Source organism: Streptococcus parasanguinis ATCC 15912, from assembly GCF_000164675.2.
Classification (GTDB): domain Bacteria; phylum Bacillota; class Bacilli; order Lactobacillales; family Streptococcaceae; genus Streptococcus; species Streptococcus parasanguinis.
In genome coordinates, this window is the sequence record NC_015678.1 from 2,033,542 (window position 1) to 2,058,404 (window position 24,863).

The 24,863-nt window shown below is 41.5% G+C and carries 21 protein-coding genes; 18 read left to right on the top strand and 3 right to left on the bottom strand.

Translation table 11 applies throughout. The features are described from left to right. The first annotated feature begins 175 nt into the window (after window positions 1-175). From HMPREF0833_RS09590 to HMPREF0833_RS09615, 6 genes are all read left to right on the top strand, one after another. Window positions 176-1,876 (top strand): acetolactate synthase large subunit, encoded by a 1,701-nt coding sequence (locus HMPREF0833_RS09590; protein WP_003004603.1) that lies wholly within the window; start codon window positions 176-178, stop codon window positions 1,874-1,876. Beyond that, window positions 1,869-2,345, top strand: coding sequence for an acetolactate synthase small subunit (gene ilvN / locus HMPREF0833_RS09595; protein ID WP_003010242.1), 477 nt, complete (start codon window positions 1,869-1,871; stop codon window positions 2,343-2,345). Before HMPREF0833_RS09590 ends, ilvN begins: the two co-directional genes overlap by 8 nt. A 68-nt stretch (window positions 2,346-2,413) precedes the next feature. Continuing rightward, a complete protein-coding gene (gene ilvC, locus HMPREF0833_RS09600) occupies window positions 2,414-3,436 on the top strand; it encodes a ketol-acid reductoisomerase (protein ID WP_003010246.1) in 1,023 nt (340 codons plus the stop codon). Window positions 3,437-3,507: 71 nt separating this feature from the next. Then, a complete protein-coding gene (ilvA, locus tag HMPREF0833_RS09605; RefSeq protein ID WP_013904696.1) occupies window positions 3,508-4,758 on the top strand; it encodes a threonine ammonia-lyase IlvA in 1,251 nt (416 codons plus the stop codon). Between the two features lie 136 nt (window positions 4,759-4,894). After that, on the top strand, window positions 4,895-5,788 hold the full coding sequence (locus HMPREF0833_RS09610) for an SPFH domain-containing protein (protein ID WP_003015492.1): 894 nt from the start codon (window positions 4,895-4,897) through the stop codon (window positions 5,786-5,788). A 108-nt stretch (window positions 5,789-5,896) separates the two neighbouring features. Then, on the top strand, window positions 5,897-6,112 hold the full coding sequence (locus tag HMPREF0833_RS09615) for a capsule biosynthesis transcriptional regulator (RefSeq protein ID WP_003004771.1): 216 nt from the start codon (window positions 5,897-5,899) through the stop codon (window positions 6,110-6,112). Between the two features lie 121 nt (window positions 6,113-6,233). Here the strand turns inward: HMPREF0833_RS09615 and HMPREF0833_RS09620 are convergent, their stop codons facing one another. Together HMPREF0833_RS09620 and HMPREF0833_RS09625 are read right to left on the bottom strand one after the other, a co-directional pair. Then, window positions 6,234-6,974: an amino acid ABC transporter ATP-binding protein gene (locus tag HMPREF0833_RS09620; protein WP_003015483.1), complete on the bottom strand. Its 741-nt coding sequence runs from the start codon at window positions 6,972-6,974 to the stop codon at window positions 6,234-6,236. Then, a complete protein-coding gene (locus HMPREF0833_RS09625; protein ID WP_013904697.1) occupies window positions 6,974-8,536 on the bottom strand; it encodes an ABC transporter substrate-binding protein/permease in 1,563 nt (520 codons plus the stop codon). The genes HMPREF0833_RS09620 and HMPREF0833_RS09625 overlap by 1 nt, the downstream gene beginning before the upstream one ends. Before the next feature lie 117 nt (window positions 8,537-8,653). On the opposite strand from HMPREF0833_RS09625, the gene HMPREF0833_RS09630 reads away from it, so the two are divergent. From HMPREF0833_RS09630 to sufB, 9 genes are all read left to right on the top strand, one after another. Further along, entirely contained in the window at window positions 8,654-10,561 is a 1,908-nt protein-coding gene (locus tag HMPREF0833_RS09630) for a DUF2207 domain-containing protein (RefSeq protein ID WP_041818452.1), read from the top strand. A 108-nt stretch (window positions 10,562-10,669) separates the two neighbouring features. Beyond that, window positions 10,670-11,506: an undecaprenyl-diphosphate phosphatase gene (locus HMPREF0833_RS09635; protein WP_013904699.1), complete on the top strand. Its 837-nt coding sequence runs from the start codon at window positions 10,670-10,672 to the stop codon at window positions 11,504-11,506. Window positions 11,507-11,640: 134 nt separating this feature from the next. Further along, window positions 11,641-12,378, top strand: a complete 738-nt coding sequence (mecA, locus tag HMPREF0833_RS09640) for an adaptor protein MecA (RefSeq protein ID WP_013904700.1) — start codon at window positions 11,641-11,643, stop codon at window positions 12,376-12,378. Then, window positions 12,375-13,532 carry a glycosyltransferase family 4 protein gene (locus HMPREF0833_RS09645; protein WP_013904701.1) on the top strand — a complete coding sequence of 386 codons (1,158 nt, stop codon included), beginning with the start codon at window positions 12,375-12,377 and terminating at the stop codon, window positions 13,530-13,532. Before mecA ends, HMPREF0833_RS09645 begins: the two co-directional genes overlap by 4 nt. A gap of 134 nt (window positions 13,533-13,666) precedes the next feature. Then, entirely contained in the window at window positions 13,667-14,437 is a 771-nt protein-coding gene (gene sufC / locus HMPREF0833_RS09650) for a Fe-S cluster assembly ATPase SufC (protein ID WP_003004238.1), read from the top strand. Window positions 14,438-14,503: 66 nt separating this feature from the next. Continuing rightward, on the top strand, window positions 14,504-15,766 hold the full coding sequence (gene sufD / locus HMPREF0833_RS09655) for a Fe-S cluster assembly protein SufD (protein WP_013904702.1): 1,263 nt from the start codon (window positions 14,504-14,506) through the stop codon (window positions 15,764-15,766). 9 nt (window positions 15,767-15,775) lie between these two features. Continuing rightward, on the top strand, window positions 15,776-17,002 hold the full coding sequence (locus tag HMPREF0833_RS09660; protein ID WP_013904703.1) for a cysteine desulfurase: 1,227 nt from the start codon (window positions 15,776-15,778) through the stop codon (window positions 17,000-17,002). Then, complete coding sequence (sufU, locus tag HMPREF0833_RS09665; RefSeq protein ID WP_013904704.1) at window positions 16,989-17,423, top strand: Fe-S cluster assembly sulfur transfer protein SufU; 435 nt, start codon at window positions 16,989-16,991, stop codon at window positions 17,421-17,423. The genes HMPREF0833_RS09660 and sufU overlap by 14 nt, the downstream gene beginning before the upstream one ends. Window positions 17,424-17,455: 32 nt before the next feature. Continuing rightward, complete coding sequence (sufB, locus tag HMPREF0833_RS09670; RefSeq protein ID WP_003015477.1) at window positions 17,456-18,868, top strand: Fe-S cluster assembly protein SufB; 1,413 nt, start codon at window positions 17,456-17,458, stop codon at window positions 18,866-18,868. A 55-nt stretch (window positions 18,869-18,923) separates the two neighbouring features. On the opposite strand, the gene HMPREF0833_RS09675 is transcribed toward sufB, so the two are convergent. Then, on the bottom strand, window positions 18,924-20,165 hold the full coding sequence (locus HMPREF0833_RS09675; protein ID WP_013904705.1) for a serine hydrolase: 1,242 nt from the start codon (window positions 20,163-20,165) through the stop codon (window positions 18,924-18,926). Between the two features lie 204 nt (window positions 20,166-20,369). Here HMPREF0833_RS09675 and HMPREF0833_RS09680 point away from each other — a divergent pair, with 204 nt between their 5' ends. From HMPREF0833_RS09680 to oppC, 3 genes are all read left to right on the top strand, one after another. Then, the gene (locus HMPREF0833_RS09680) at window positions 20,370-22,355 is read left to right on the top strand and encodes a peptide ABC transporter substrate-binding protein (protein WP_013904706.1); all 1,986 of its coding nucleotides are present in this window, start codon (window positions 20,370-20,372) and stop codon (window positions 22,353-22,355) included. A 73-nt stretch (window positions 22,356-22,428) separates the two neighbouring features. Next, complete coding sequence (locus tag HMPREF0833_RS09685; RefSeq protein WP_013904707.1) at window positions 22,429-23,928, top strand: ABC transporter permease; 1,500 nt, start codon at window positions 22,429-22,431, stop codon at window positions 23,926-23,928. Next, a complete protein-coding gene (gene oppC / locus HMPREF0833_RS09690; protein WP_013904708.1) occupies window positions 23,928-24,854 on the top strand; it encodes an oligopeptide ABC transporter permease OppC in 927 nt (308 codons plus the stop codon). Before HMPREF0833_RS09685 ends, oppC begins: the two co-directional genes overlap by 1 nt. Window positions 24,855-24,863: the final 9 nt, after the last annotated feature.

Here is a 24,863-nt window from a genome sequence, read left to right on the forward strand (position 1 = left end):
CTAGGATTTCCTAGAGACTTTTTTTCTGATAGACGTAGCATTTTTAGAAAAACTCTCATTATTCGGATTTGAATAGAAAATTCAGAAAATTTACTATTTTTCCTTGAAATATTTTCTAAAAATGGTATGATAGTAGCATGCTAATTTGATATACAAAGTACTGGAAAGGAGAGACATGGAGAAAATTACCTTAGAAACTGCAAAAACCGGTTCAGAGCTCGTTCTTGAAACCCTGCGTGATTTGGGCATTGACACGATTTTTGGTTATCCTGGTGGAGCGGTTTTGCCTTTATACGATGCCATCTATAGCTTTGAGGGTATCCAGCATATCTTGGGTCGTCATGAACAAGGATGCTTGCATGAGGCTGAAGGCTACGCTAAATCAACTGGAAAGCTGGGTGTCGCAGTCGTCACTAGTGGACCGGGGGCGACCAATGCCATTACAGGGATTGCAGATGCCATGAGCGATAGTGTTCCCCTACTAGTCTTCACTGGTCAAGTCAATCGTGCGGGGATCGGGAAAGACGCTTTCCAAGAAGCGGATATTGTGGGAATTACCATGCCCATCACCAAGTACAACTATCAAGTACGTGAGACGGCAGATATTCCGCGAATTATCACCGAAGCTGTCCATATTGCGACGACCGGCCGTCCTGGTCCGGTGGTGATTGACCTTCCAAAGGATGTGTCTGCTTTGGAGACAGATTTCATCTATGAACCAAGTGTGAAGCTTCCAAGCTACCAGCCTACCATTGAACCCAATGAATTGCAGATCAAAAAGATTTTGAAGCAATTGAGTAAGGCTAAAAAACCAGTTCTTCTTGCAGGTGGTGGTGTGAGTTACGCTGGAGCTGCAAAAGAGTTGATTGCTCTAGCAGAGCGCTATCAAATTCCAGTAGTGACCAGTCTTTTAGGTCAAGGAACGATTGCGACCAGTCATCCTCTTTTCCTAGGAATGGGAGGAATGCACGGATCCTTCGCGGCCAACATTGCCATGACAGAGACGGATTTCATGATTAGTGTTGGTTGTCGATTTGACGACCGTTTGACAGGGAATCCAAAGACTTTCGCTAAAAATGCTAAGGTTGCCCATATCGACATTGATCCTGCAGAGATTGGTAAGATCATTGCTGTCGACATTCCTGTTGTTGGCGATGCGAAGAAGGCCTTGCAGCAGTTGCTAGCAGAGCCAACGGTTCATAACAACACAGAAAAATGGATCGAAAAGGTGACCCAAGATAAGAACCGGGTTCGTTCATACGACAAGAAAGAACGGGTTGTGCAGCCACAAGCTGTGATTGAACGCATCGGAGAGTTGACCAAGGGTGACGCTATTGTCGTCACAGACGTTGGACAACACCAAATGTGGGCAGCTCAATACTATCCTTACCAAAATGAGCGCCAATTGGTAACATCTGGTGGACTAGGAACGATGGGATTCGGTGTTCCTGCAGCTATCGGAGCGAAAATTGCCAATCCAGATAAAGAAGTTGTTCTCTTTGTCGGAGATGGTGGTTTCCAAATGACCAACCAAGAATTGGCGATCTTAAATATTTATAAGGTTCCGATCAAGGTTGTTATGCTCAACAACCACTCGCTTGGGATGGTCCGCCAATGGCAAGAAGCCTTCTATGATGGTCGGACATCAGAGTCAGTCTTTGATAGCCTTCCAGATTTCCAATTGATGGCGCAAGCTTACGGGATCAAGAATTATAAATTTGATAATCCTGAAACCCTAGAGAAGGATTTGGAAGTCATCACAGAAGATGTACCAATGTTCATCGAAGTAGACATTTCTCGGAAAGAGCATGTTTTACCGATGGTACCAGCTGGTAAGAGTAATCATGAGATGTTGGGGGTGAAGTTTAATGCGTAGAATGTTAACAGCCAAACTTCAAAACCGCTCAGGTGTTCTGAACCGCTTTACTGGAGTCTTGTCGAGACGTCAAGTCAATATCGAAAGTATCTCTGTTGGCGCAACAGAAAACCCTAATGTATCGCGGATTACCATTATCATTGATGTTGCTTCGCATGATGAAGTAGAGCAAATCATCAAACAGCTCAACCGCCAAGTGGATGTGATCCGTGTCCGGGATATCACAGATAAACCACACTTGGAGCGCGAAGTGATCCTGGTAAAAGTTTCTGCACCTGCTGAGAAGCGAGCAGAAATCTTGGCCATTATTCAACCTTTCCGTGCGACCGTGGTCGATGTGGCTCCAAGCTCTATCACCGTTCAAATGACGGGAAATGCAGAAAAGAGCGAAGCCCTTATTCGGGTTATTCGTCCGTATGGGATTAAAAACATCGCCCGCACCGGTGCAACTGGATTTACTCGAGATTAATTCTCACCTTAACATTGTTAACTCCGCCTTAAAAAGGCAAATAATAAAATAGAAAAGAGATTTTACTTATGGCAGTTCAAATGGAATACGAAAAAGACGTTAAAGTTGCAGCATTAAACGGTAAGAAAATTGCTGTGATCGGTTATGGTTCACAAGGACATGCGCATGCACAAAATTTGCGTGACTCAGGTCATGATGTCATCATCGGTGTACGTCCAGGTAAATCATTCGATAAAGCAAAAGAAGATGGTTTTGATACCTATACAGTAGCAGAAGCGACTAAATTGGCAGATGTGATCATGATTTTGGCTCCAGATGAAATCCAACAAGAATTGTACGAAACAGAAATTGCGCCAAACTTGGAAGCTGGTAATGCGGTTGGTTTTGCGCATGGATTTAATATCCATTTCGAATTTATCAAGGTTCCAGCAGATGTCGATGTCTTTATGTGTGCTCCAAAAGGACCAGGTCACTTAGTACGTCGTACTTATACTGAAGGATTTGGTGTACCAGCACTCTACGCTGTCTACCAAGATGCTACAGGTAATGCGAAAGATATCGCTATGGACTGGTGTAAAGGTGTTGGTGCGGCACGCGTTGGTCTTCTTGAAACAACCTACAAAGAAGAAACGGAAGAAGATTTGTTCGGAGAACAAGCTGTACTTTGTGGTGGTTTAACTGCCCTTATCGAAGCTGGTTTTGAAGTATTGACTGAAGCCGGTTATGCTCCAGAATTGGCATACTTTGAAGTTCTTCACGAAATGAAATTGATTGTGGACTTGATCTACGAAGGTGGCTTCAAGAAAATGCGTCAATCAATCTCTAACACTGCTGAATACGGTGACTATGTATCAGGCCCACGTGTAATCACTGAACAAGTGAAAGAAAATATGAAAGCTGTTCTTGCTGACATTCAAAATGGTAACTTCGCTAACGACTTTGTTAACGACTACAAAGCTGGACGTCCAAAATTAACTGCTTACCGTGAACAAGCTGCTAACCTTGAAATTGAAAAAGTTGGTGCTGAGTTGCGTAAAGCGATGCCATTCGTTGGTCAAAACGACGATGACGCCTTCAAAATCTACAACTAATTGTCTGTAGAAGACTAAGCAAGTTGGGACACCCTGGCTTGCTTTTTTGACCAATACACAAGAGGTATGAAATGATAACAGCAAAAGATGTGGCTAAGGCCCATAAAATATTAAGAGGAGTCGTTGTTAATACGCCTCTTGAATACGACCACTATTTATCTGAAAAATATGGGGCAAAGATATATTTGAAAAAAGAAAATGCCCAACGTGTTCGTTCGTTCAAGATTCGTGGAGCGTATTTTGCAATTTCTCAACTCTCAAAAGAAGAGCGTGAGCGTGGGGTAGTGTGTGCTTCTGCGGGAAACCATGCGCAAGGGGTTGCTTATACTTGTAATGAAATGAAGATTCCAGCGACCATCTTCATGCCGATTACAACACCTCAACAAAAGATCGGCCAAGTCCGATTCTTTGGTGGGGATTATGTAACAATCAAGTTGGTGGGGGATACCTTTGACGCGTCAGCTAAGGCTGCCCAAGAATTTACTCTCGCAGAAAAGCGGACCTTTATTGACCCGTTTGATGATCCACATGTACAGGCTGGCCAAGGAACAGTGGCCTATGAAATTCTTGAGGAAGCTCGAAAAGAATCGATTGTCTTTGATGCTGTCCTCGTTCCTGTTGGTGGAGGAGGCCTCATTTCAGGTGTTTCTACCTACATCAAAGAAACGGATCCTCGGATTGAGGTCATTGGGGTAGAGGCTGAAGGAGCGCGCTCCATGAAGGCTGCTTTTGAAGCAGGTGGTCCCGTCAAATTACCAGAAATCGATAAGTTTGCAGACGGGATTGCTGTGCAAAAGGTGGGCCAATTGACTTACGAAGTAACCCGCCAGCATGTGGAAACTCTTGTTGGAGTCGATGAAGGCTTGATTTCAGAGACCTTGATTGATCTTTATTCTAAACAAGGGATCGTAGCTGAACCAGCGGGAGCTGCCAGTGTGGCATCCCTTGAAATCTTGCGCGAATACATCAAGGGGAAAACCATTTGTTGTATTATCTCAGGTGGGAATAATGATATTAACCGCATGCCTGAAATGGAAGAGCGGGCTTTGATCTACGATGGAGTAAAACACTACTTTATCGTCAACTTCCCACAACGTCCAGGGGCCCTTCGAGAATTTGTAAATGATATCTTAGGGCCAAACGATGATATCACACGTTTTGAATACATCAAGCGTGCTAGTAAGGGAACAGGCCCTGTCTTGATTGGGGTTACTTTGGCCAATAAGCATGACTATGCAGGTTTGGTCAATCGTATTGAGCGTTTTGATCCGTCTTTCATTAACTTGAACGGAAATGAAACTCTCTATAATATGTTGGTCTGAGAATAGTATAGCAACATCGTATTTCTATACAGTGGATGGTTTTTATCAAATTAAGCAATATATTTTTATGGAATATATTGCTTTTTTGTTAGGACTTGTGATATGATATGCATAAATTACAAGGAGGGATACTTTTATGTCTGTATTCTTTTTATTTCTATTGTTCTTACTGTTGGTCATAGGTGGAATTGTGATTAGCTCACTTTATGTGGTCAAGCAACAATCCGTTGCCATCATCGAACGTTTTGGTCGCTATCAAAAAATTAGCGATAGTGGCATTCATATGCGAGCGCCTTTTGGCATCGATAAAATTGCAGCACGTGTTCAATTGCGCGTCTTGCAGAGTGAGATTGTGGTTGAAACAAAAACTCAGGATAACGTATTCGTTACCATGAATGTGGCAACCCAATACCGAGTGAACGAAAGCAACGTAAAGGATGCCTACTACAAACTCATGCGTCCAGAATCACAGATTAAATCATACATTGAAGATGCTCTTCGTTCTTCTGTGCCTAAGTTGACCTTAGATGAATTGTTTGAGAAAAAAGATGAAATTGCTCTTGAAGTTCAAAAACAAGTAGCAGAAGAAATGTCAACTTATGGATATATTATTGTTAAAACCTTGATTACCAAAGTTGAGCCAGATGCTGAAGTGAAACAATCCATGAATGAGATCAATGCGGCGCAAAGAAAACGCGTAGCAGCTCAGGAATTGGCAGAAGCAGACAAGATCAAGATCGTTACTGCTGCTGAAGCAGAGGCGGAAAAAGACCGTTTGCACGGGGTTGGTATTGCCGAGCAACGGAAGGCCATTGTCGATGGATTGGCAGACTCTATTAAAGAGTTAAAAGGTGCGAATGTAGATTTGACCGAAGAACAAATCATGTCTATTCTCTTAACCAACCAATACTTGGATACCTTAAATAATTTTGCAGATAAAGAAGGGAATAATACGATTTTCCTACCAGCAAACCCAGATGGCGTCGAAAACATTCGTACACAAATATTATCAGCCCTGAAAGCAAAGTAAACTTTTTATCATTTTTTAAAAAAGGTTCGTATTTTCAGCAATTTTAGTTGACAAAATGTGCAAAAAAATTTATATTAGTATTGGAAATAATAATATAGGAGAAAGATCATGGCCAAATCGAACTTTGAAAAAGTAGAATCAGTTGTTGGTTGGGTACGCGATAAGAAAATTACGGGATATCGTATCAGTAAAGAAACAAATGCCCGTGAAATGTCTATCATTGCCTTGGCTCAAGGACGTGCAAAAGTGAAGAATATCTCGTTTGAAACTGCACTTGGATTGATTGATTTTTATGACAAAAATCATCAAAAATTCGAAGATTAATTTGTTGTTCCAATTGAAAACCAGAGAGTTTGCTCTCTGGTTTTTTTCGATGCCTCAAAAGCAGAAGCGCTACAAAAAAAACAGCTTGCTTCTATACTGGTAAGCAAACTGTTTCAAGAGATTAATGTAAGAAGCGTTGAAGGAATTCCTTGGTCCGTTCTTCTTTTGGATTGCTAAAGATTTCTTTTGGATCACCTTGCTCAGCGATGACACCCTTGTCCATGAAGATGACCCGGCTAGAGACATCGCGGGCAAATTCCATTTCGTGGGTGACGACAATCATGGTGAGTCCTTCTTTTGCAAGCTCCTGCATGATTTTCAAGACTTCCCCAACCATTTCTGGGTCTAGGGCAGAAGTCGGTTCATCGAAGAGAATGGCATCAGGATCCATTGAGAGAGCACGTGCGATGGCGACCCGTTGCTTTTGACCACCTGAAAGTTGTTTCGGACGGGCAGCCCAATATTGAGATCCCATACCGACTTTTTCAAGGTTTTCTTTGGCAACTTTTTCTGCAGTTTCACGATCACGCTTGAGGACGGTCGTTTGTGCAACGATGGTATTTTCCAAGACGTTTAAATTTTCGAAGAGATTAAAACTTTGGAAAACCATCCCCAATTTCTCGCGGTAGTGGGTAAGATCATACTCAGGATCAAGGACATTTTGCCCACGATAGAGAATCTCTCCAGCAGTAGGAGTCTCTAGAAGATTGATGGAGCGAAGGAAGGTTGATTTTCCGCTACCAGAGCTCCCGATGATGGAGATCACCTCTCCTTTTTCAACGGTGAGCGAAATATCTTTCAAAACCTCATTTTGACCATAAGATTTTTTTAAATGTTGAATTTCAAGAATTTTTTCTGACATTATTTCACCTCCTTGACTTGCATTTGATTTGCACCTGTAGTATAAGTATCAGAATCTAAGCGACGTTCGATGTAGCGAAGGATTCGTGTGATAGTAAAGGTGAGAACGAAGTAAATCACAGCGATGATCGTAAAGGTTGGGAAGTATTGGTAGTTTTGAGTTGCGACCGTATTTCCTGTAAAGTACAGTTCAACTACAGAGATAACATTCAAAACAGATGTATCCTTGATGTTAATACCAAATTCATTCCCTGTTGCTGGCAAGATATTGCGAACAACCTGTGGAAGGACGACCTTGCGCATGGTTTGTCCATGGGTCATTCCTAGAGCAGTCGCTGCTTCAAACTGACCTGGATCCACTGCTAAGATCCCACCACGAACAATCTCACTCATATAAGCTCCGGTATTGATGGATACGATAAAGATGGCGGCCCAGGTACGATCCAAGGAAATGTTGAAGGCTTGGGCGGAACCGTAGAAAATGACCATGGATTGAACGATCATCGGAGTTCCACGGAAGATTTCAATGTAGACATTGAGGAACCAACCAAAGGCAGTTTGGCATCCAGCAAGGAATTTATTTTTAGCCTTCGGAGCTGTCCGGAAGACACCGATTAACAAACCGATAATCAACCCAGCGATAGTTCCAGTCATAGAGATTAAGAGGGTCATTCCAGTTCCCCGTAAGAACTGTGGGCCATTATCCTTTAAAATCTTCATCATTTGGCTAAAGAAAGTCTGCTTATCATCACTAGCATCACTGGAAGCTGGTTGCTTCTTAATCATATCATCCATGAGTTTGACTTGGTCTTCAGACGAAATCTTAGCTAGTGCGGCATTGACTTGGTCAATTCTAGTGTCACCCTTCTTCATCCCGATAGCGATAGTCGCATCTTCTTCCCCAACTTCAAATCCTTTTTTGAATTGAATCATCTTAAATTTAGAATTAGCGGACTCGGCGGTTAGGGCTTCGGGACGTTCAGAAACATAGGCATCGATAACACCTGATTCTAAAGCTTGCCGCATCTGGGCGAAATCACCCATTGCAGTTTCTTGTTTCACACCCTTTAGTTGGGAAATGAGAGAATAGAGGTAGACCCCTTGTTGAGAGGTGACCTTTGCATCCTTAAAGTCATCTAGGCTAGTAGCGTTTGCATAGTTTCCATCTTTACGAACGAGCATGACCGGTTCACTGGTATAGTAGCTCTTGGAGAAGGCGACCTCTTTTTTACGTTCAGCGGTTGGACTCATCCCAGCGATAATCATATCGATTTTACCAGAAGTGAGGGCTGGAATTAAACCGTTCCAAGATGTTTTTACGATCAGAGGTTTTTTACCTAACTCCTCAGCAACTTTTTTGGCGATTTGGACATCGTACCCATTGGCATATTGATTGGTACCGTCAATTTTAACAGCTCCATTTGCATCATCTTCTTGGGTCCAGTTGAAAGGAGCATAAGCTGCTTCCATCCCAATACGTAAATAGTCATCTGCATGAGCAATCTGTGTGATCCCTAAGCAAATGAAAAGCCCTGTTAAGAGCGCAAATATTGTTTTTTTCATTTTTTCTCCTCTTCCTTATTTTAACTTCTCCTATTGTACAGTAAAATAGGCTGCATTTCAAATATGGTCCTCTTTTTATTTAAAAAATGCTATAATAATACAAAGGAGCGTGATCAAATGAAAAAGTATTTGTATGTTTTTTTCGCTTTTCTGGCCTGCCTTTTTGTCAGTCAGAATGTCCAGGCATCTAGCCCATCTTATGATGTTCTTTATTATGGTGGGACCTTGACCTTGGACACCTGGGATGACGCCACCTATGAGGAAGAACTGGTTTATTATTTCAAAGATTCTTATAGAGGGCAGTATGTCAGTCTAGGTACGGCGGGGAACATGCCACAAGGCTTTGCAATTGAGATACCGCCAAAGGTTGAGGTGGAAGGTCGTGATCTTCAAAGAGAACCCGAGATTACGAATCTAGGTGATGGCTACCGAGTGAAAATTTATAACAGTGGTGTGGCGACAGATACAGTCAAAATTAAAGTCACATGGAAATTAAAAAATCTTCTTTATTCACACAAGGATATCTTGCAGTTGAACTGGAAACCGATAACAGATGGTGATCAGAAGGTGGATGAAGTTCAGTTTCGTGTCATCCCTAAGTTCGCGCCCGCCAATGCCCAATCGGAACTGTATATCCATACAGCCTTTATGGGACCGGATGTGACTGTGAAGAAAGAAGATGGAATCTATTCTGCTACTTTCTATAACCTAGGCAAAGGAAAGGCTGTGGAGTTGTATGGTTACTGGTTGAAGTCAGACCTAACTACCTTGTATGATTCTGGTCGAAATACCGGATTGACCAAATTGGATGAATTTCACAAAAACCAAGCTAAAATTGAACAGGAAAAATACTGGACACGCATGTTTTGGAATTGGATCTTGCCAGTCTTGATTTTTGCACTCTGGCTTCTTGCTCTCTTGGGCCGCAACCGGTTCAAAAAAATGATTTGGCCTGGTGTGACCTATCCGACCAATACTCGTCTTTATGAGATTCCACAGGACATTGCACCTCTAATTATGAGTTCGGTTGTTTATTCAGCCGAACTAGACGAGGCCTCCCCTACCAATAAAGAGAAGGCAACTCCTCCGGTGTTTACATTTGAAAAAATGCTTCAAGCTACATTGCTGGATTTGATGGATCGTGGAGTGATTGTCTACGAGCAGCAAGGAAATGAAGTCGTTTTGACCAGAAAGTCTCATGGACATGTGGATGATTTTGAACGCTCCTTTATGAATATGGCTTTTGGGGATCAGGTTTCCTGTCCTGTAAACCGTCTCTTTGAGAATTATGAATTTAGTGATGATGTATACAAACATGCCAAAAAAGCAGATCAAGATGCGATTCGTTCACTAGGAAGTAAGGCTCAGGCTCGTTTTGATACGGCTGTGAACCAAGTGGCCCGAGATGTTCATCGCAAGGTGGAAGATCTCCATTTGCCAAGCTACTATCGCCCTTTAGAGGCAAAAGAAGAAGCGCAAGCTAGACGAAGTCTCTTCTTTGGTTGGGCTGCTTGGTTTATCGCTCTTGGAGCAGAAATCTTTGCCATCTTTGGGATGGGTTGGTTCTCTGTTCCTTGTTTGATAGGGATCCTCATACTTTGGTTTATGCCAGTGCGCTTCAATGGTGTCTTTAAAGCTTGTCTACGAGATGGGGTTGTCAATCTTGCGGGTGCTGAGCAACGCTATTACTGGGATAGTTTTGGTCGGATGTTGAAAGAGATTGCTCACCTCAACGATGCAGAGTTGCAGTCTCTGGTCCTATGGAATCGGTTATTGGTCTATGCGGCCTTGTATGGTGTAGCCGATCAGGTCACAAAGGTCATGAAACTTCGGAATATTCATTTAGAAAATCAAGCCTTAAATGCCTTCGTTTACACCCCATTCTATCATGATGTGACCCACTCAAGTCATGCCATGTCTACTTATGGATCGACAGCATCGACGGCTAGTCATTTCACAGTTTCCTCTGGTAGTGGAGGAGGCTTCTCTGGCGGTGGTGGCGGCGGAGGCTTTGGTGCTTTCTAATAAGCCAAAAGATCAGTCATAGTCACTCAGGCCATACTGGCTGGAGCGATCTAGCCTGGCGAATAGAATTATGATATAATAGAGCAAATGTAAGTTTAGGAGAAAAAGATGTTTCTGATCGAATTAATCAAGGCGGTTCTTTTTGGGATTGTCGAGGGGATTACAGAATGGTTGCCGATCTCAAGTACAGGTCACTTGATTCTGTTACAGGATTTTGTGCAGTTTAAAAATCAAGATCCAGCCTTTATGGAGATGTTCAATGTCGTGATCCAATTGGGTGCGATCCTAGCGGTTGTGGTGATTTATTTCGATAAATTGTATCCCTTCAAACCTGGTAAATCTCCACTAGAAGTACGTCGAACTTGGCAATTATGGGCAAAAGTTGCGGTTGCAACGCTCCCGCTTGTCTTTGTTTTTAAATTAGATGATTGGTTTGAGGCTCATTTTCACAATTCTATTTCTGTTGCGATTATGTTGATCACCTACGGGATTGCCTTTATCTATCTGGAAAGACGAGAACAAGTTGAGCCAGCAGTAACGGAATTGCATAAGCTACCTTATCGAACAGCTCTTTATATCGGACTCTTCCAAGTTTTATCGCTATTTCCAGGAACAAGCCGTTCAGGTGCTACGATTGTAGGTGGCTTGATCAATGGTGTTAGCCGTCCAGTAGTGACAGAATTTACCTTTTATTTGGGGATCCCAGCTATGTTTGGTGCTAGCCTCTTAAAGGTTGGAAAATTCGCTCTTGGCGGACATTCACTAGCACTGGGGCAACTCTTTATTCTACTGGTAGCGATGGGAGTGGCCTTTGTGGTCAGCATGTACGCCATCCGCTTCTTGACAGATTATGTGAAAAATCATGATTTCACCGTCTTTGGGAAATACCGGATCGTTCTTGGTTCCATCTTGTTATTGTATGGCCTCTTCCGTGTTATTTTCTAAGAGAACGGTTGAACTCGATCAAATTATTTTCGAGGTTGGAGACTTTTGTCCCGACCTCTTTTCTATGCATCCTTTTTTTGAATTCTATCCAATTTTTTAGTATAATAGTAAGACTAGAAGTATGAGGTTATGCTATGAAGATGAAGCAAATTAGTGATTCAACAATTAAGATCACGATCCAACTAGAAGACTTAGAAGAACGTGGGATGGAAATTGCTGATTTTCTTGTCCCACAAGAAAAAACAGAAGAATTTTTCTACGCCATTTTGGATGAACTCGAAATGCCAGAAAGCTTCCTGGATAGCGGGATGCTGAGTTTTCGTGTGACGCCAAAACCAGATAAATTGGATGTTTTTGTTACCAAATCAAAAATTGACCAACAATTGGATTTTGAGGATTTGTCAGATCTTCCTGATATGGAAGAGTTGTCGCGCATGACGCCAGATGAATTTATCAAAACCTTGGAAAAAACAATCTCTGATAAGACAAAAGGGGATGCAGAAGCCATTCACCATTTGGAACAAGAAGAGTTACGTGATAATCAAGAACAAGATCCGACACCTGAATCCCCAGTGACTCAGTATATTTATTACATTTTGCGTTTTTCGAATATCCAGCAAGCAGTTGCCTTTTCCAAAACGGTGACTTACCCAGTAGATACCTCTGAATTGTACAAGATGGGGTCGGAATATTATTTGACAGTGCTAATTGATACAGAGAATCAGCCTATCCAATATCCTACTTGGTTACTCGCAACTATTCGAGAGTATGCGGATGATTCAGAAGTGACACGGGCAGTTTTACAGGAGCATGGGTATTTATTGATGGTATCAGGTGCGATAGAGAATTTAAAGAAAGTTGCTAGTTTATGATGTCCTTTTCTCTGCAATTTATTCTGATATTGATCGGGACCTTTTTGATTGCGCTTGTGTTGACGCCTTTGGTTCGTTTATTATCATTTAAAATCGGTGCAGTTGATTACCCTAATGCTCGACGAATCAATACCAAGCCCATGCCAAGTGCTGGTGGATTATCTATTGTAATCGCCTTTTCGATCGCAACCTTAGTATTCATTCCTATGCTGACATCTAATGCTGCACCAATCAAAAGTTATCTCTCTTATACCTTGCCGGTTGTAGGTGCAGGATGGATCATTGCTCTTACAGGCTTGATCGATGATGTGAAAGAATTGTCAGCCAAGAAGAAGATGATTGGCATTCTTCTTGCAGCGAGTATAGTCTGGTTTTTGACCGATTTCAGGCTGAATGATTTCAAGATTCCCTTTGGTGGTCCTTTGCTTCATTTTGATCCGTGGTTATCATATCTTTTAACAGTGATTTGGATCATTTCTATTACCAATGCGGTCAATTTGATTGATGGATTAGATGGTTTGGTGAGTGGTGTATCCATTATTTCTCTAGTGACAATGGGGATTGTTTCCTATTTCTTTCTGCCAGTTCCAAATCTCTTCTTGACCATGACCATTTTTGTTTTAGTTGCAGCAATCGCTGGATTTTTCCCCTTTAACTACCATCCAGCCATTCTTTATCTGGGAGACACCGGTGCTCTGTTTATCGGATTTATGATTTCTGTCTTGTCTTTGCAAGGCTTGAAAAATGCGACAGCTGTTGCGGTAGTCACGCCAATGATTATCCTCGGAGTTCCGATTACAGATACCTTTTTAGCCATTATCCGTCGGACTTTGTCTGGTCAAAAATTTTACAAACCGGATCGCAATCACCTACATCACCGTCTGCTTTCTTTAGGCTTGACGCACCGAGGGACAGTACTTGTGATCTATGGGATCTCGATGATCTTTTCCTTGATTTCTCTACTGCTCAATATTTCAAGTCGAATTGGGGGCATTTTGCTCGTGATAGGACTTTTGTTTGGAGTGGAGTTGTTAGCAGAATTGATCGGGGTTCTGGGGCCACATCATAGTCCTTTGTTAAATGTTCTGCGCTATATAGGGAATTCTTCCTATCGGGAGGAAGTTCGTCAAAAACGAAAAGGAAAAACTAAATAAGAATAGTTCTAATCAAAAGAAAAGCCATTTAGGCTTTTTTTTGATATACTTGAAAGGTAAAAAAATACTTTGTGATGAAGGAATCGATGCTTTGAGAACCTTCTAGACTTCAAAGTAAAAAGAAAGGGAATGCAATGTCGACATTAGAAATTAAAGACCTTCACGTTGAAATTGAAGGCAAAGAAATTTTAAAAGGTGTAAACCTAACCCTAAAAACTGGTGAGATCGCAGCCATCATGGGACCAAACGGAACGGGTAAATCTACTCTGTCAGCTGCCATTATGGGTAACCCAAATTATGAAGTGACTAAAGGGGAGATTCTGTTTGATGGTGTCAACATCTTGGAATTGGAAGTAGACGAACGTGCACGGATGGGCTTGTTCCTTGCTATGCAATACCCTTCAGAAATCCCAGGGATTACCAATGCAGAATTTTTACGTGCAGCCATGAATGCTGGTAAAGAAGAGGACGAGAAGATCTCCATTCGTGATTTCATCAAAAAATTGGATGAAAAGATGGAATTGCTCAACATGAAAGAAGAAATGGCAGAACGCTATTTGAACGAAGGGTTCTCAGGTGGTGAAAAAAAACGCAATGAAATTCTTCAATTATTGATGTTGGAACCAACATTTGCTCTTTTGGATGAAATTGATTCTGGTTTGGATATCGATGCTCTTAAGGTCGTATCTAAAGGGGTTAATGCAATGCGGGGTGAAGGTTTTGGAGCGATGATCATCACCCACTACCAACGTTTGTTGAACTATATTACTCCTGACGTCGTTCATGTGATGATGGAAGGCCGTGTCGTGCTTTCAGGTGGGCCAGAATTGGCTGCACGCTTGGAACGTGAAGGCTATGCCCAACTCGCAGAAGAACTCGGTTACGACTATAAAGAAGAACTATAACCTGATGACAAGTGATCTAATGTTGTCATAAAATCAAACAGATAGTATCTTTATTAGGAGAAAAAAATGAGTATTGAAAATATTACCCTCTTTTCGGAACTGCATGCTGAGCCAAGCTGGCTGCAGGATTTACGAAAAAAAGCTTTTAACAAGATTGATCAGTTGGAATTACCAGCGATTGAACGCGTAAAATTCCATCGCTGGAATCTTGGCGATGGAACGATCACAGAAAGCGAGGCTTCTGCCAATGTTCCTGATTTTACAGCCCTTGATTCGAACTTAAAATTGGTCCAAGTTGGAACTCAGACTGTATTTGAACAGGTGCCACAAGCCTTGGCAGACCAAGGAGTTCTTTTTACAGATTTCCATACTGCCCTAGAAGAAATTCCGCAGGTGATGGAAGACTACTTCATGTCTTCAGTTAAATACGATGATGACAAACTAGCAGCATACCACACAGCTTATTTTAATAGTGGGGCTGTTCTCTATATTCCAGATAACGTCGAAATTTCAGAACCAATCGAAGGCATTTTCTACCAGGATAGCGACAGTGATGTACCTTTTAATAAGCACATTTTGATTATCGCAGGTAAAAACAGCAAGTTCAGCTATTTGGAACGCTTGGAATCAAAAGGTGATGGCTCAGCAAAAGCAACTGCTAATGTGACGGTTGAGGTGATTGCCCGCTCCGGTGCTCAAGTGAAATTTGCGGCGATTGACCGTCTGGGTGAAAATGTCACAGCCTACATCAGTCGACGTGGAAAACTAGGTCAGGATGCCAGCATTGATTGGGCCATCGGTGTCATGAATGAAGGCAACGTGGTTGCAGACTTTGACAGTGACTTGGTTGGAAACGGAAGTCATGCAGATTTGAAAGTCGTTGCCTTATCAAGCGGTCGTCAGGTGCAAGGAATTGACACCCGTGTGACCAACTTTGGTTGCAACTCGATCGGAAATATCTTACAACACGGGGTTATTCTTGAAAAAGGAACCTTGACCTTCAACGGAATTGGTCATATTATTAAAGGGGCCAAAGGAGCAGATGCTCAGCAAGAAAGCCGTGTCTTGATGCTATCGGATCAAGCGCGTTCAGATGCCAATCCAATCCTCTTGATTGATGAAAATGACGTCACGGCAGGCCATGCTGCATCGATCGGTCAAGTGGACCCAGAAGATATGTATTACCTTATGAGTCGTGGTCTGGATCAACACACAGCAGAACGTTTAGTGGTGCGTGGTTTCTTGGGATCTGTTATTGTTGAAATCCCAGTTAAAGAAGTACGTGATGAAATGATTGCCACCATCGAAGAAAAGTTATCTCAACGCTAAGGAGAAACAATGCTAGATAAAAATACGATTGCTCAAGATTTTCCCATTCTCGATCAACTAGTTCACGATGAGCCTTTGGTTTATCTAGATAATGCAGCGACGACGCAAAAACCTAAACGTGTTCTTGAAGCAGTTAATCACTATTATTTGCAAGATAACGCCAATGTCCATCGTGGAGTCCATACTTTGGCTGAACGAGCAACAGCAGCCTATGAGGTGGTGCGTGAGAAAGTTAGAAAATTTATCAACGCTTCATCAACCAAGGAGGTGCTCTTTACAAGAGGGACAACGACTGGACTCAACTGGGTGGCCCGCTATGCAGAAGAAGTCCTAAAGGAAGGGGATGAAGTCCTGATTTCCATCATGGAACATCACTCCAACATCATTCCTTGGCAGCAAGCCTGCAAGAAGACAGGAGCAAAACTGGTTTATGTCTATCTAAAAGATGGCTTACTGGATATGCAGGACTTAAAGAGCAAGCTTAGTGAGAGGACAAAATTTGTCTCCATCACCCATGCTTCGAATGTCTTAGGGGTGGTCAATCCGATCAAGGAAATTACTCGATTAGCTCATGAAGTTGGAGCGATCATGGTCGTAGACGGTGCTCAATCAACCCCTCATATGGCCATTGATGTACAAGACTTAGATGCGGATTTCTTTGCTTTTTCTGGCCACAAGATGGCTGCACCAACAGGGATTGGTGTCCTCTATGGGAAGGAAGAAATCTTAGAGCAAATGTCTCCAATCGAGTTTGGGGGCGAGATGATTGACTTTGTTTACGAACAATCTGCCTCTTGGAAGGAATTACCTTGGAAATTTGAAGCTGGAACACCTAATATGGCGGGCGCAATTGGTCTTGGTGCAGCAATCGATTACTTAGAAGAGCTGGGTATGGACCAGGTAGAAGCGCATGAGCAAGAATTGATTGCCTATGTGTTTCCAAAATTACAGGCTATCGAAGGCTTGACCATCTATGGCTCCCAAGACTTAGCCCAACGTTCTGGCGTCATTTCCTTCAATCTAGGAGATCTCCATCCGCATGACTTAGCAACAGCATTAGATTATGAAGGAATTGCCGTTCGTGCAGGTCACCACTGTGCACAACCGCTCCTTCAATACCTACAAGTCCCAGCGACAACGAGAGCAAGTTTTTATATCTACAACACCAAAGCGGACTGTGATAAATTAATTGAGGCATTGATCAAAGCAAAGGAGTTTTTCAATGGCACTTTCTAAATTAGATTCGCTGTACATGGCGGTCGTAGCTGACCATTCAAAACACCCCCACCACCAAGGACAGATTGAAGATGTTGATCAGATCCAACTCAACAATCCAACTTGTGGAGATGTGATCCAGTTAAGTGTGAAATTTGATGAGAATGACAGGGTTGAAGATATTGCCTTTGTGAATTCAGGCTGTACGATCTCAACCGCTTCAGCTAGTATGATGACGGATGCTGTAATGGGAAAAACAAAAGAGGAAGTTGAAGAATTGGCACAGGTCTTTTCAGAAATGGTCCAAGGCCAATCAGATCCTCGCCAAGAGGAGTTGGGAGATGCAGCCTTCTTATCTGGAGTCTCAAAATTCCCACAGCGGATTAAATGTGCGACCCTCTCCTGGAATGCTCTTAAAAAAGCGATCGAACGTAGTAATTAGTTAAAAGAAGAAACAGAGAAAGAAAGGAAATTATGGCTGAAGAAAGAGTCGAACCGAAACCAATTGATCTCGGTGAATATAAATTTGGATTTCACGATGACGTTCAACCCATTCTCTCTACCGGGAAGGGATTGAATGAAGCGGTAATTCGTGAATTATCTGCAGCAAAAAATGAACCAGAATGGATGCTAGAATTCCGTTTGAAATCCTTTGAAACCTTCAAAAAGATGCCCATGCAAACCTGGGGAGCCGATCTATCAGAGATTGACTTTGATGATTTGATCTATTATCAAAAACCTTCGGATAAACCTGCCCGTTCATGGGACGAAGTTCCAGAGAAAATCAAGGAAACCTTTGAGCGTATCGGGATTCCTGAAGCGGAACGTGCTTACCTAGCAGGTGCTTCTGCTCAGTATGAATCAGAAGTGGTTTACCACAATATGAAAGAAGAGTTTGAAAAGTTAGGGATTATCTTTACTGATACCGATTCTGCCTTAAAAGAATATCCAGATCTTTTCAAACAGTATTTTGCGAAGTTGGTACCGCCAACGGATAACAAATTGGCTGCCCTCAACTCAGCAGTCTGGTCTGGTGGAACCTTCATTTATGTACCAAAAGGCGTAAAAGTAGACGTTCCCCTTCAAACTTACTTCCGTATCAACAATGAAAATACAGGTCAGTTTGAGCGCACGTTGATTATCGTGGATGAGGGAGCAAGTGTCCACTATGTAGAAGGCTGTACAGCGCCGACCTACTCAAGCAATAGCCTCCATGCAGCGATTGTTGAGATCTTTGCCTTGGATGGTGCTTATATGCGCTACACGACTATCCAAAACTGGTCTGACAATGTCTACAACTTGGTCACCAAGCGGGCCAAAGCCCAAAAAGATGCTACAGTTGAGTGGATCGACGGGAACTTAGGAGCCAAGACAACCATGAAGTACCCATCTGTTTATCTAGATGGAGAAGGAGCGCGCGGGACCATGTTGTCCATTGCCTTCGCTAATGCAGGTCAACACCAAGATACAGGTGCTAAGATGATCCACAATGCCCCTCATACCAGCTCGTCTATCGTATCAAAATCTATTGCGAAAGGTGGCGGAAAGGTAGACTACCGTGGACAAGTTACATTTAACAAGGATTCTAAAAAATCTGTTTCTCATATTGAGTGCGATACCATTATTATGGATGATTTGTCAGCATCAGATACGATTCCTTTTAATGAAATTCACAATTCACAAGTTGCTTTGGAGCACGAAGCAAAGGTTTCAAAAATTTCAGAAGAACAGCTTTATTATTTGATGAGTCGTGGACTGTCTGAGTCAGAAGCGACAGAAATGATTGTCATGGGATTTGTAGAGCCCTTTACAAAAGAACTTCCAATGGAATATGCCGTTGAGTTAAACCGACTTATTAGTTACGAAATGGAAGGATCTGTAGGATAATTCATTTTCATCAATCAAAAATCACAATGGATTTGACTCCATTGTGATTTTTTGCTTATAATTTTTCGTTGACATAACGGACGAATTGATTCCACCAAACCTTTAAGAAAAAGCTTTTCTCAACGGTTTTTCCTGCTACCATATCGACTGTCGGCTCTTGATCTTCTAAGTAGCCTCGCCCGATTTTATTTGGATCTGAGTATTGGAGAATTCCAACATCATCTCCAGATTTTACAGGGGCTTTGAATTGGTTTTGACTACTTTTGAATTGGATCTTAGGTTCAGTTTGATTGCCTTGTTTTACCACGACATAGAAGTCTTTTTTGGCAACAGCCGAAACGGACTCAAACTTCCCATCCGTAATGGCGACCTTACTTTTTCCATAGGTATCTCCTCTCTTTACGACAATGGAAGAAACAAAGGTTCGTACCACGTAATTCATCAGTGATGAAGTTGCTACAAAGCGTGCATAAGGATCACCGTCAACTGCTTCAACTCCTAAGACAACTGTGATCATGTGGATACCATTTTGCGTCGTTGATGCAGCAAAGGTAATTCCTCCTTTGGTGGAGTTGCTGACTCGAAGGCCGTCGACTCCAGAACGGTAATTCGGCATCCCTTCTAGCATTAGGTTGGGGTTTTCAATCTGCGTGTTTGAAAAAAGAGCAGTGGGTTTTGAAGTATATTTGGTCACTTCAGGAAAATCCTGGAGTAAGTGCTTGGCAATAACAGCAATATCATAAGCACTCAATTGATTTTCGTCTTCTTTCCCGTCAGGATCTCCGCTGATGGTTTGAGTATTTAATCCGGTAGCATTAATTAAATGAGGAGATTGAATGCCCCATTCAGCAAGTTTTTGCTTCATTTTTTCAACGAAGCTTTTTTCGGAGCCACCCACTTTCTCAGCTAAGGCGAAGGCGGCAGTGCTAGAATTTCCAACTAAAAGAGCAATCAATAACTGATCAACCGTATATTGGTTTGCCTCAATGGGAAGAGTTCCAGCACCTTTAATATCATTTAAGGCCAATGCCTCCTCGGATAATTTGATTGGGTCTTTTAACGAAAGTTTTTTGTCATGAATGGCTTCGAAAATTAGATAAGTGGTCAGCAGTGTAGACAATCCTCCAACTTCTCGCTTTTTATCCGAATCTTTTTCATACAAGATCTTACCAGTGTCTGCTTCGACAGCGATGGCACTTTGAACAGGAAGATCCGGCTCATTCGCAAAAATCCTTTGAGGTGGTAGACTGCATAAAAGTAGGATGAAGGTTAAAAAAGAAAGAAAGAATTTTTTCACGGTAATTTCCTCATTATTTAGTCTTCTCTATTGTATCATACAAAATCTGAATAGAAAATTGGAAAATCATCATCAAGCTAAAAAGTCAGTCGTATCAAGGTTTTTGAATGGTGATGACGCAAATATTCAGAAAATTTAGTTTACTTTTTTTTCTAGTTGTGATATAATCTTAAACAAATCTAAAAAAACTATTGGAGAATTCCTATGAAAAAAGGTAAAGTATTCGCAGTTGCCGGAGTAACACTCCTTGCAGCTGGATTGTTAGCTGCATGTTCTAGTTCAAATACTAGCAAAGCAAGCTCAGGCGAAGACAAAAACTATGGTTATGTCTACACTTCAGATCCAACAACTTTGGACTATACAATTTCTTCTAAAGCTGCTACCCATGACATCACTACAAATGTGGTAGATGGTTTGTTAGAAAATGATAAATACGGTAACCTTGTACCTTCACTTGCGGAAGACTGGTCTGTTTCTAAAGACGGTTTGACTTATACCTACAAGATTCGTAAAGGTGTCAAATGGTATGATGCGGATGGTGAAGAACATGGCGAAGTGACTGCCAAAGACTTCGTGACTGGTTTGAAACACGCTGCTGATAAAAAATCGGAAACTCTTCCACTCGTTCAAGGTTCTGTCAAAGGATTGGATGATTATGTCCAAGGAAAAATCACAGACTTCAGTCAAGTTGGTGTCAAAGCGGTTGATGATTACACACTTCAATATACATTGAACAAACCTGAAACTTTCTGGAACTCTAAAACGACTAACGGAATTTTGTTCCCAATAAGCACAGAGTTCTTGAAGAGTAAGGGAGATGATTTTGGTCAACCAAACGATGTGAAGTCAATCCTTGCAAACGGACCTTTCCTTCTTAAATCAATCACTTCAAAATCATCTGTTGTATTTGAAAAGAATGACAACTACTGGGATAAGAAAAACGTTCACCTGAAAGAAGTAAAATATACTTATTACGATGGATCAGACCAAGATTCATTGGCGCGTGGTTTCTCTGATGGTGCTTATACAAAAGCTCGCCTTTTCCCTGCAAGTTCAAACTTTGCAACTGTAGAGAAAAAATATAAAGACGATATCTTTACTACACCAGCAGGATCAGGTGTAGCAGTTCTTGGCTTTAACCTTGATCGTCAATCTTACAAACACACTGCTAAAAAATCAGATGCTGAAAAAACTGCTACTAAGAAAGCAATTTTGAACAAAGATTTCCGTCAGGCCATCACTTTTGCCTTGAACCGTGAAAACTACTCAGCACAAGTCAATGGTAAAGAATTTGCTAAACCAGCTATCCGTAATACCTACACAGCACCAGCCTTTGTCCAAGTAGATGGAAAAGATTTTGGGGATGTCGTAGCAGATAAATTGACTACTTATGGAGACCAATGGAAAGGTGTGAACCTTGCTGATGGTCAAGATGGTCTTTATAACAAGGATAAAGCTAAAGCGCAACTTGAAAAAGCCAAAGCTGAACTTCAAAAAGATGGTGTTCAATTCCCAATTCATATTGATGTACCGGTAGCACAAAATTCTACAAACTTTGTTTCACGGATGCAATCTCTGAAACAAACTGTGGAAGATACTCTTGGTAAAGACAATGTCGTTCTTGATCTTCAAATGATGGACTCAGACGAAGTGTTGAATATTACTTTGAATGTGCCATCAGCTGCAGACGCAGACTGGGATCTTCAAGGAATGGTCGGATGGAACCCAGACTATGATGATCCATCAACTTACCTTGATACTCTTCAACCAGCTTCTGAGGACCAAACAAAAGTTTACCTTGGTTTTGCAGGTGGTGTAGATAACCCATCAGCAAAAGCAGTCGGTTTGGATGAGTTTGCAAAACTTCTTGACGATGCAAACAACGAAACACAAGATGTTGTGAAACGTTATGAAAAATACGCAGCAGCTCAAGCTTGGTTGACAGATAGTGCGATTGTTATTCCAACGATGTCAAGTACAGGTGCTGCAACAGTTGTTTCTAAGGTAGTTCCATTCTCTGAACCATCATCACAAACAGGTAACAAAGGTTCAACATACTTGAAATACGTTGAAGTTCAAGATGAGCCAGTTACTAAGAAACAATACGAACAAGCACGTGAAAAATGGCAAAAAGAAAAAGCTGAGTCAAACAAAAAAGCTCAACAAGATCTTGAAAAACACGTTAAATAATTAAATTATTGCTTTTCATTAGAACTTTCTCTTCTAGGGGAGAAAGTTCTTTTGGACATTAAAGGAATGAAATATGAAAAAATATGTTTTTATGCGTATTTTGCGTTCGTTAGTGTCGATCTTTCTCGTCACGACATTAACCTACATGATTATCTATACGCTAACACCGAGAAATCTCATCTTTAAAAATGACCCCAACTACAATAAAGTAGCGAAGACAAAGGATTCGAAGATCAACTACGAAAATACAGTCTACGATCGCATGGGTTATTTGGAATACATGGATTCAAAGAGCTTGCAACAAAAAGCAAGTAAAGAAGATTCTTCCGTAACGGTTGATGCGACAAATGCCAATGAAAAGATCTACAAAAAATATATTGAAAAATTAGGTCATGGTTGGCAGTTGAAACGTTTCCCGGAAAGTAAGTCTTTCTATGCGGTGCGTGAAATTCCGGTTTTTGAACGTGTCATTAGCTTCTATGCGAATTTGATTCAGTTTGATCATCCAGGTTGGGTGAAAGATGCCTCGAATCCAAATCTCAAACGCTATATCCGTATTGAAAATGATCCATCTATTGGTTGGTCAGTTGTAGGTTCTGGTACGAAACACAAATACCTCTTGTACTTTAATGGTCAATTCCCATATGTACACCAAAACTTTGTAACCTTAAACCTTGGAAATTCATATCCAACTTATTCAAATACCCCTGTTCTTCAAGTGATTACCCAAGGACAAGGAACAACTAAGAAGAGTGAAGTGAACTTCCCAACAGGTAAAAAGACATCTTCCATCGATATCTACTCACGTACTTACAAATCACCAAGTAAGGCAGACTCACAAGACATCAGTCGATTTGGTAAAGGTGACGCTTATACAGCAACGTTGAGCAACTATGAAAATCCATCCATGATTGCATCTTCTTCAATCATTGGTTTGATTGGTATTGCGATTGCTTACTTGATTGCGATCCCATTAGGATCTTACATGGCTCTCTTCAAGAACTCATGGTTTGATAGCATTTCAACAGCGACCTTGACATTTATGATGTCCCTTCCAACTATTGCCCTTGTTTACATTGTGCGTCTAGCAGGTTCATTCTTTGGACTTCCAGACTCATTCCCAGTTCTTGGAGCACAGGATTGGCGTTCATATGTATTGCCGTCTCTGATTCTTGGTTTGTTGAGTGCGCCATTTATCGCAGTTTGGATTCGTCGTTACATGATCGATATCCACTCGCAAGATTTCGTCCGTTTTGCTCGTTCAAAAGGATTGTCAGAACGTGAGATCTCAAGAAAACACATCTTCAAAAATGCGATGGTTCCATTGGTATCTGGTATTCCAGGTTCTATTATTGGAGTTATCTCAGGTGCGACACTTACTGAAACAGTCTTCGCTTTCCCAGGTATGGGTAAAATGTTGATTGACTCTATTAAAGCATCAAACAACACCATGGTCATCGGACTTGTCTTCATCTTCACATCACTTGGTATCTTTGCTGCCATGTTAGGTGATATCTTGATGACAGTGCTTGATCCACGGATTAAATTAACGAATACGAAAGGAGGCAAATAATGGCTACAATCGATAAAAATAAATTTCAGTTTGTAAAACGCGATGACTTTGCCTCTGAAGTAATCGATGCTCCAGCGTATTCATACTGGAAATCTGTATTCAGACAATTCTTGAAAAAAAGAACCACTATCATTATGCTTGCTATTTTGGTTGGGATTCTCTTGATGAGTTTTGTCTATCCTATGTTTTCAAATTTTGATTACAACGACGTAAGTAAGGTAAATGACTTTTCAGCACGTTTGAATCCACCAAGTGGGAAAGCACTATTTGGTACAGATAATAACGGTAAATCCCTCTTTGATGGAGTTTGGTTTGGTGCTCGAAATTCCATTATCATTTCCTTCATCGCCACTGTTATTAACGTGGTAGTCGGAGTTATCGTTGGTGGAATTTGGGGGATCTCAAAATCTATCGACCGTATCATGATGGAAGTTTATAACGTTATTTCAAACATTCCATTTATGTTGATCGTTATCGTCTTGACTTACTCAATGGGATCTGGATTCTGGAACTTGATTCTTGCCATGTCCTTAACTGGATGGATCGGAATTGCTTATACCATTCGTGTCCAAATCATGCGTTACCGTGATTTGGAGTACAACCTTGCCAGCCGAACATTAGGAACACCAACAATGAAAATTGTTACGAAAAATATTTTACCTCAATTGGTATCTGTTATCGTGACACAAACATCACAGTTGCTTCCAAGCTTTATTTCTTACGAAGCCTTCCTTTCCTTCTTCGGACTTGGTCTTCCAATCACAGTTCCAAGTTTGGGCCGGTTGATTTCTGACTATTCTCAAAACGTAACTACAAATGCTTACCTATTCTGGATTCCGCTTACTGTTTTGATTTTAGTATCCTTGTCATTCTTTATCGTCGGACAAAACTTGGCCGATGCTAGCGACCCACGTACACATAGATAGGAGGAGTAG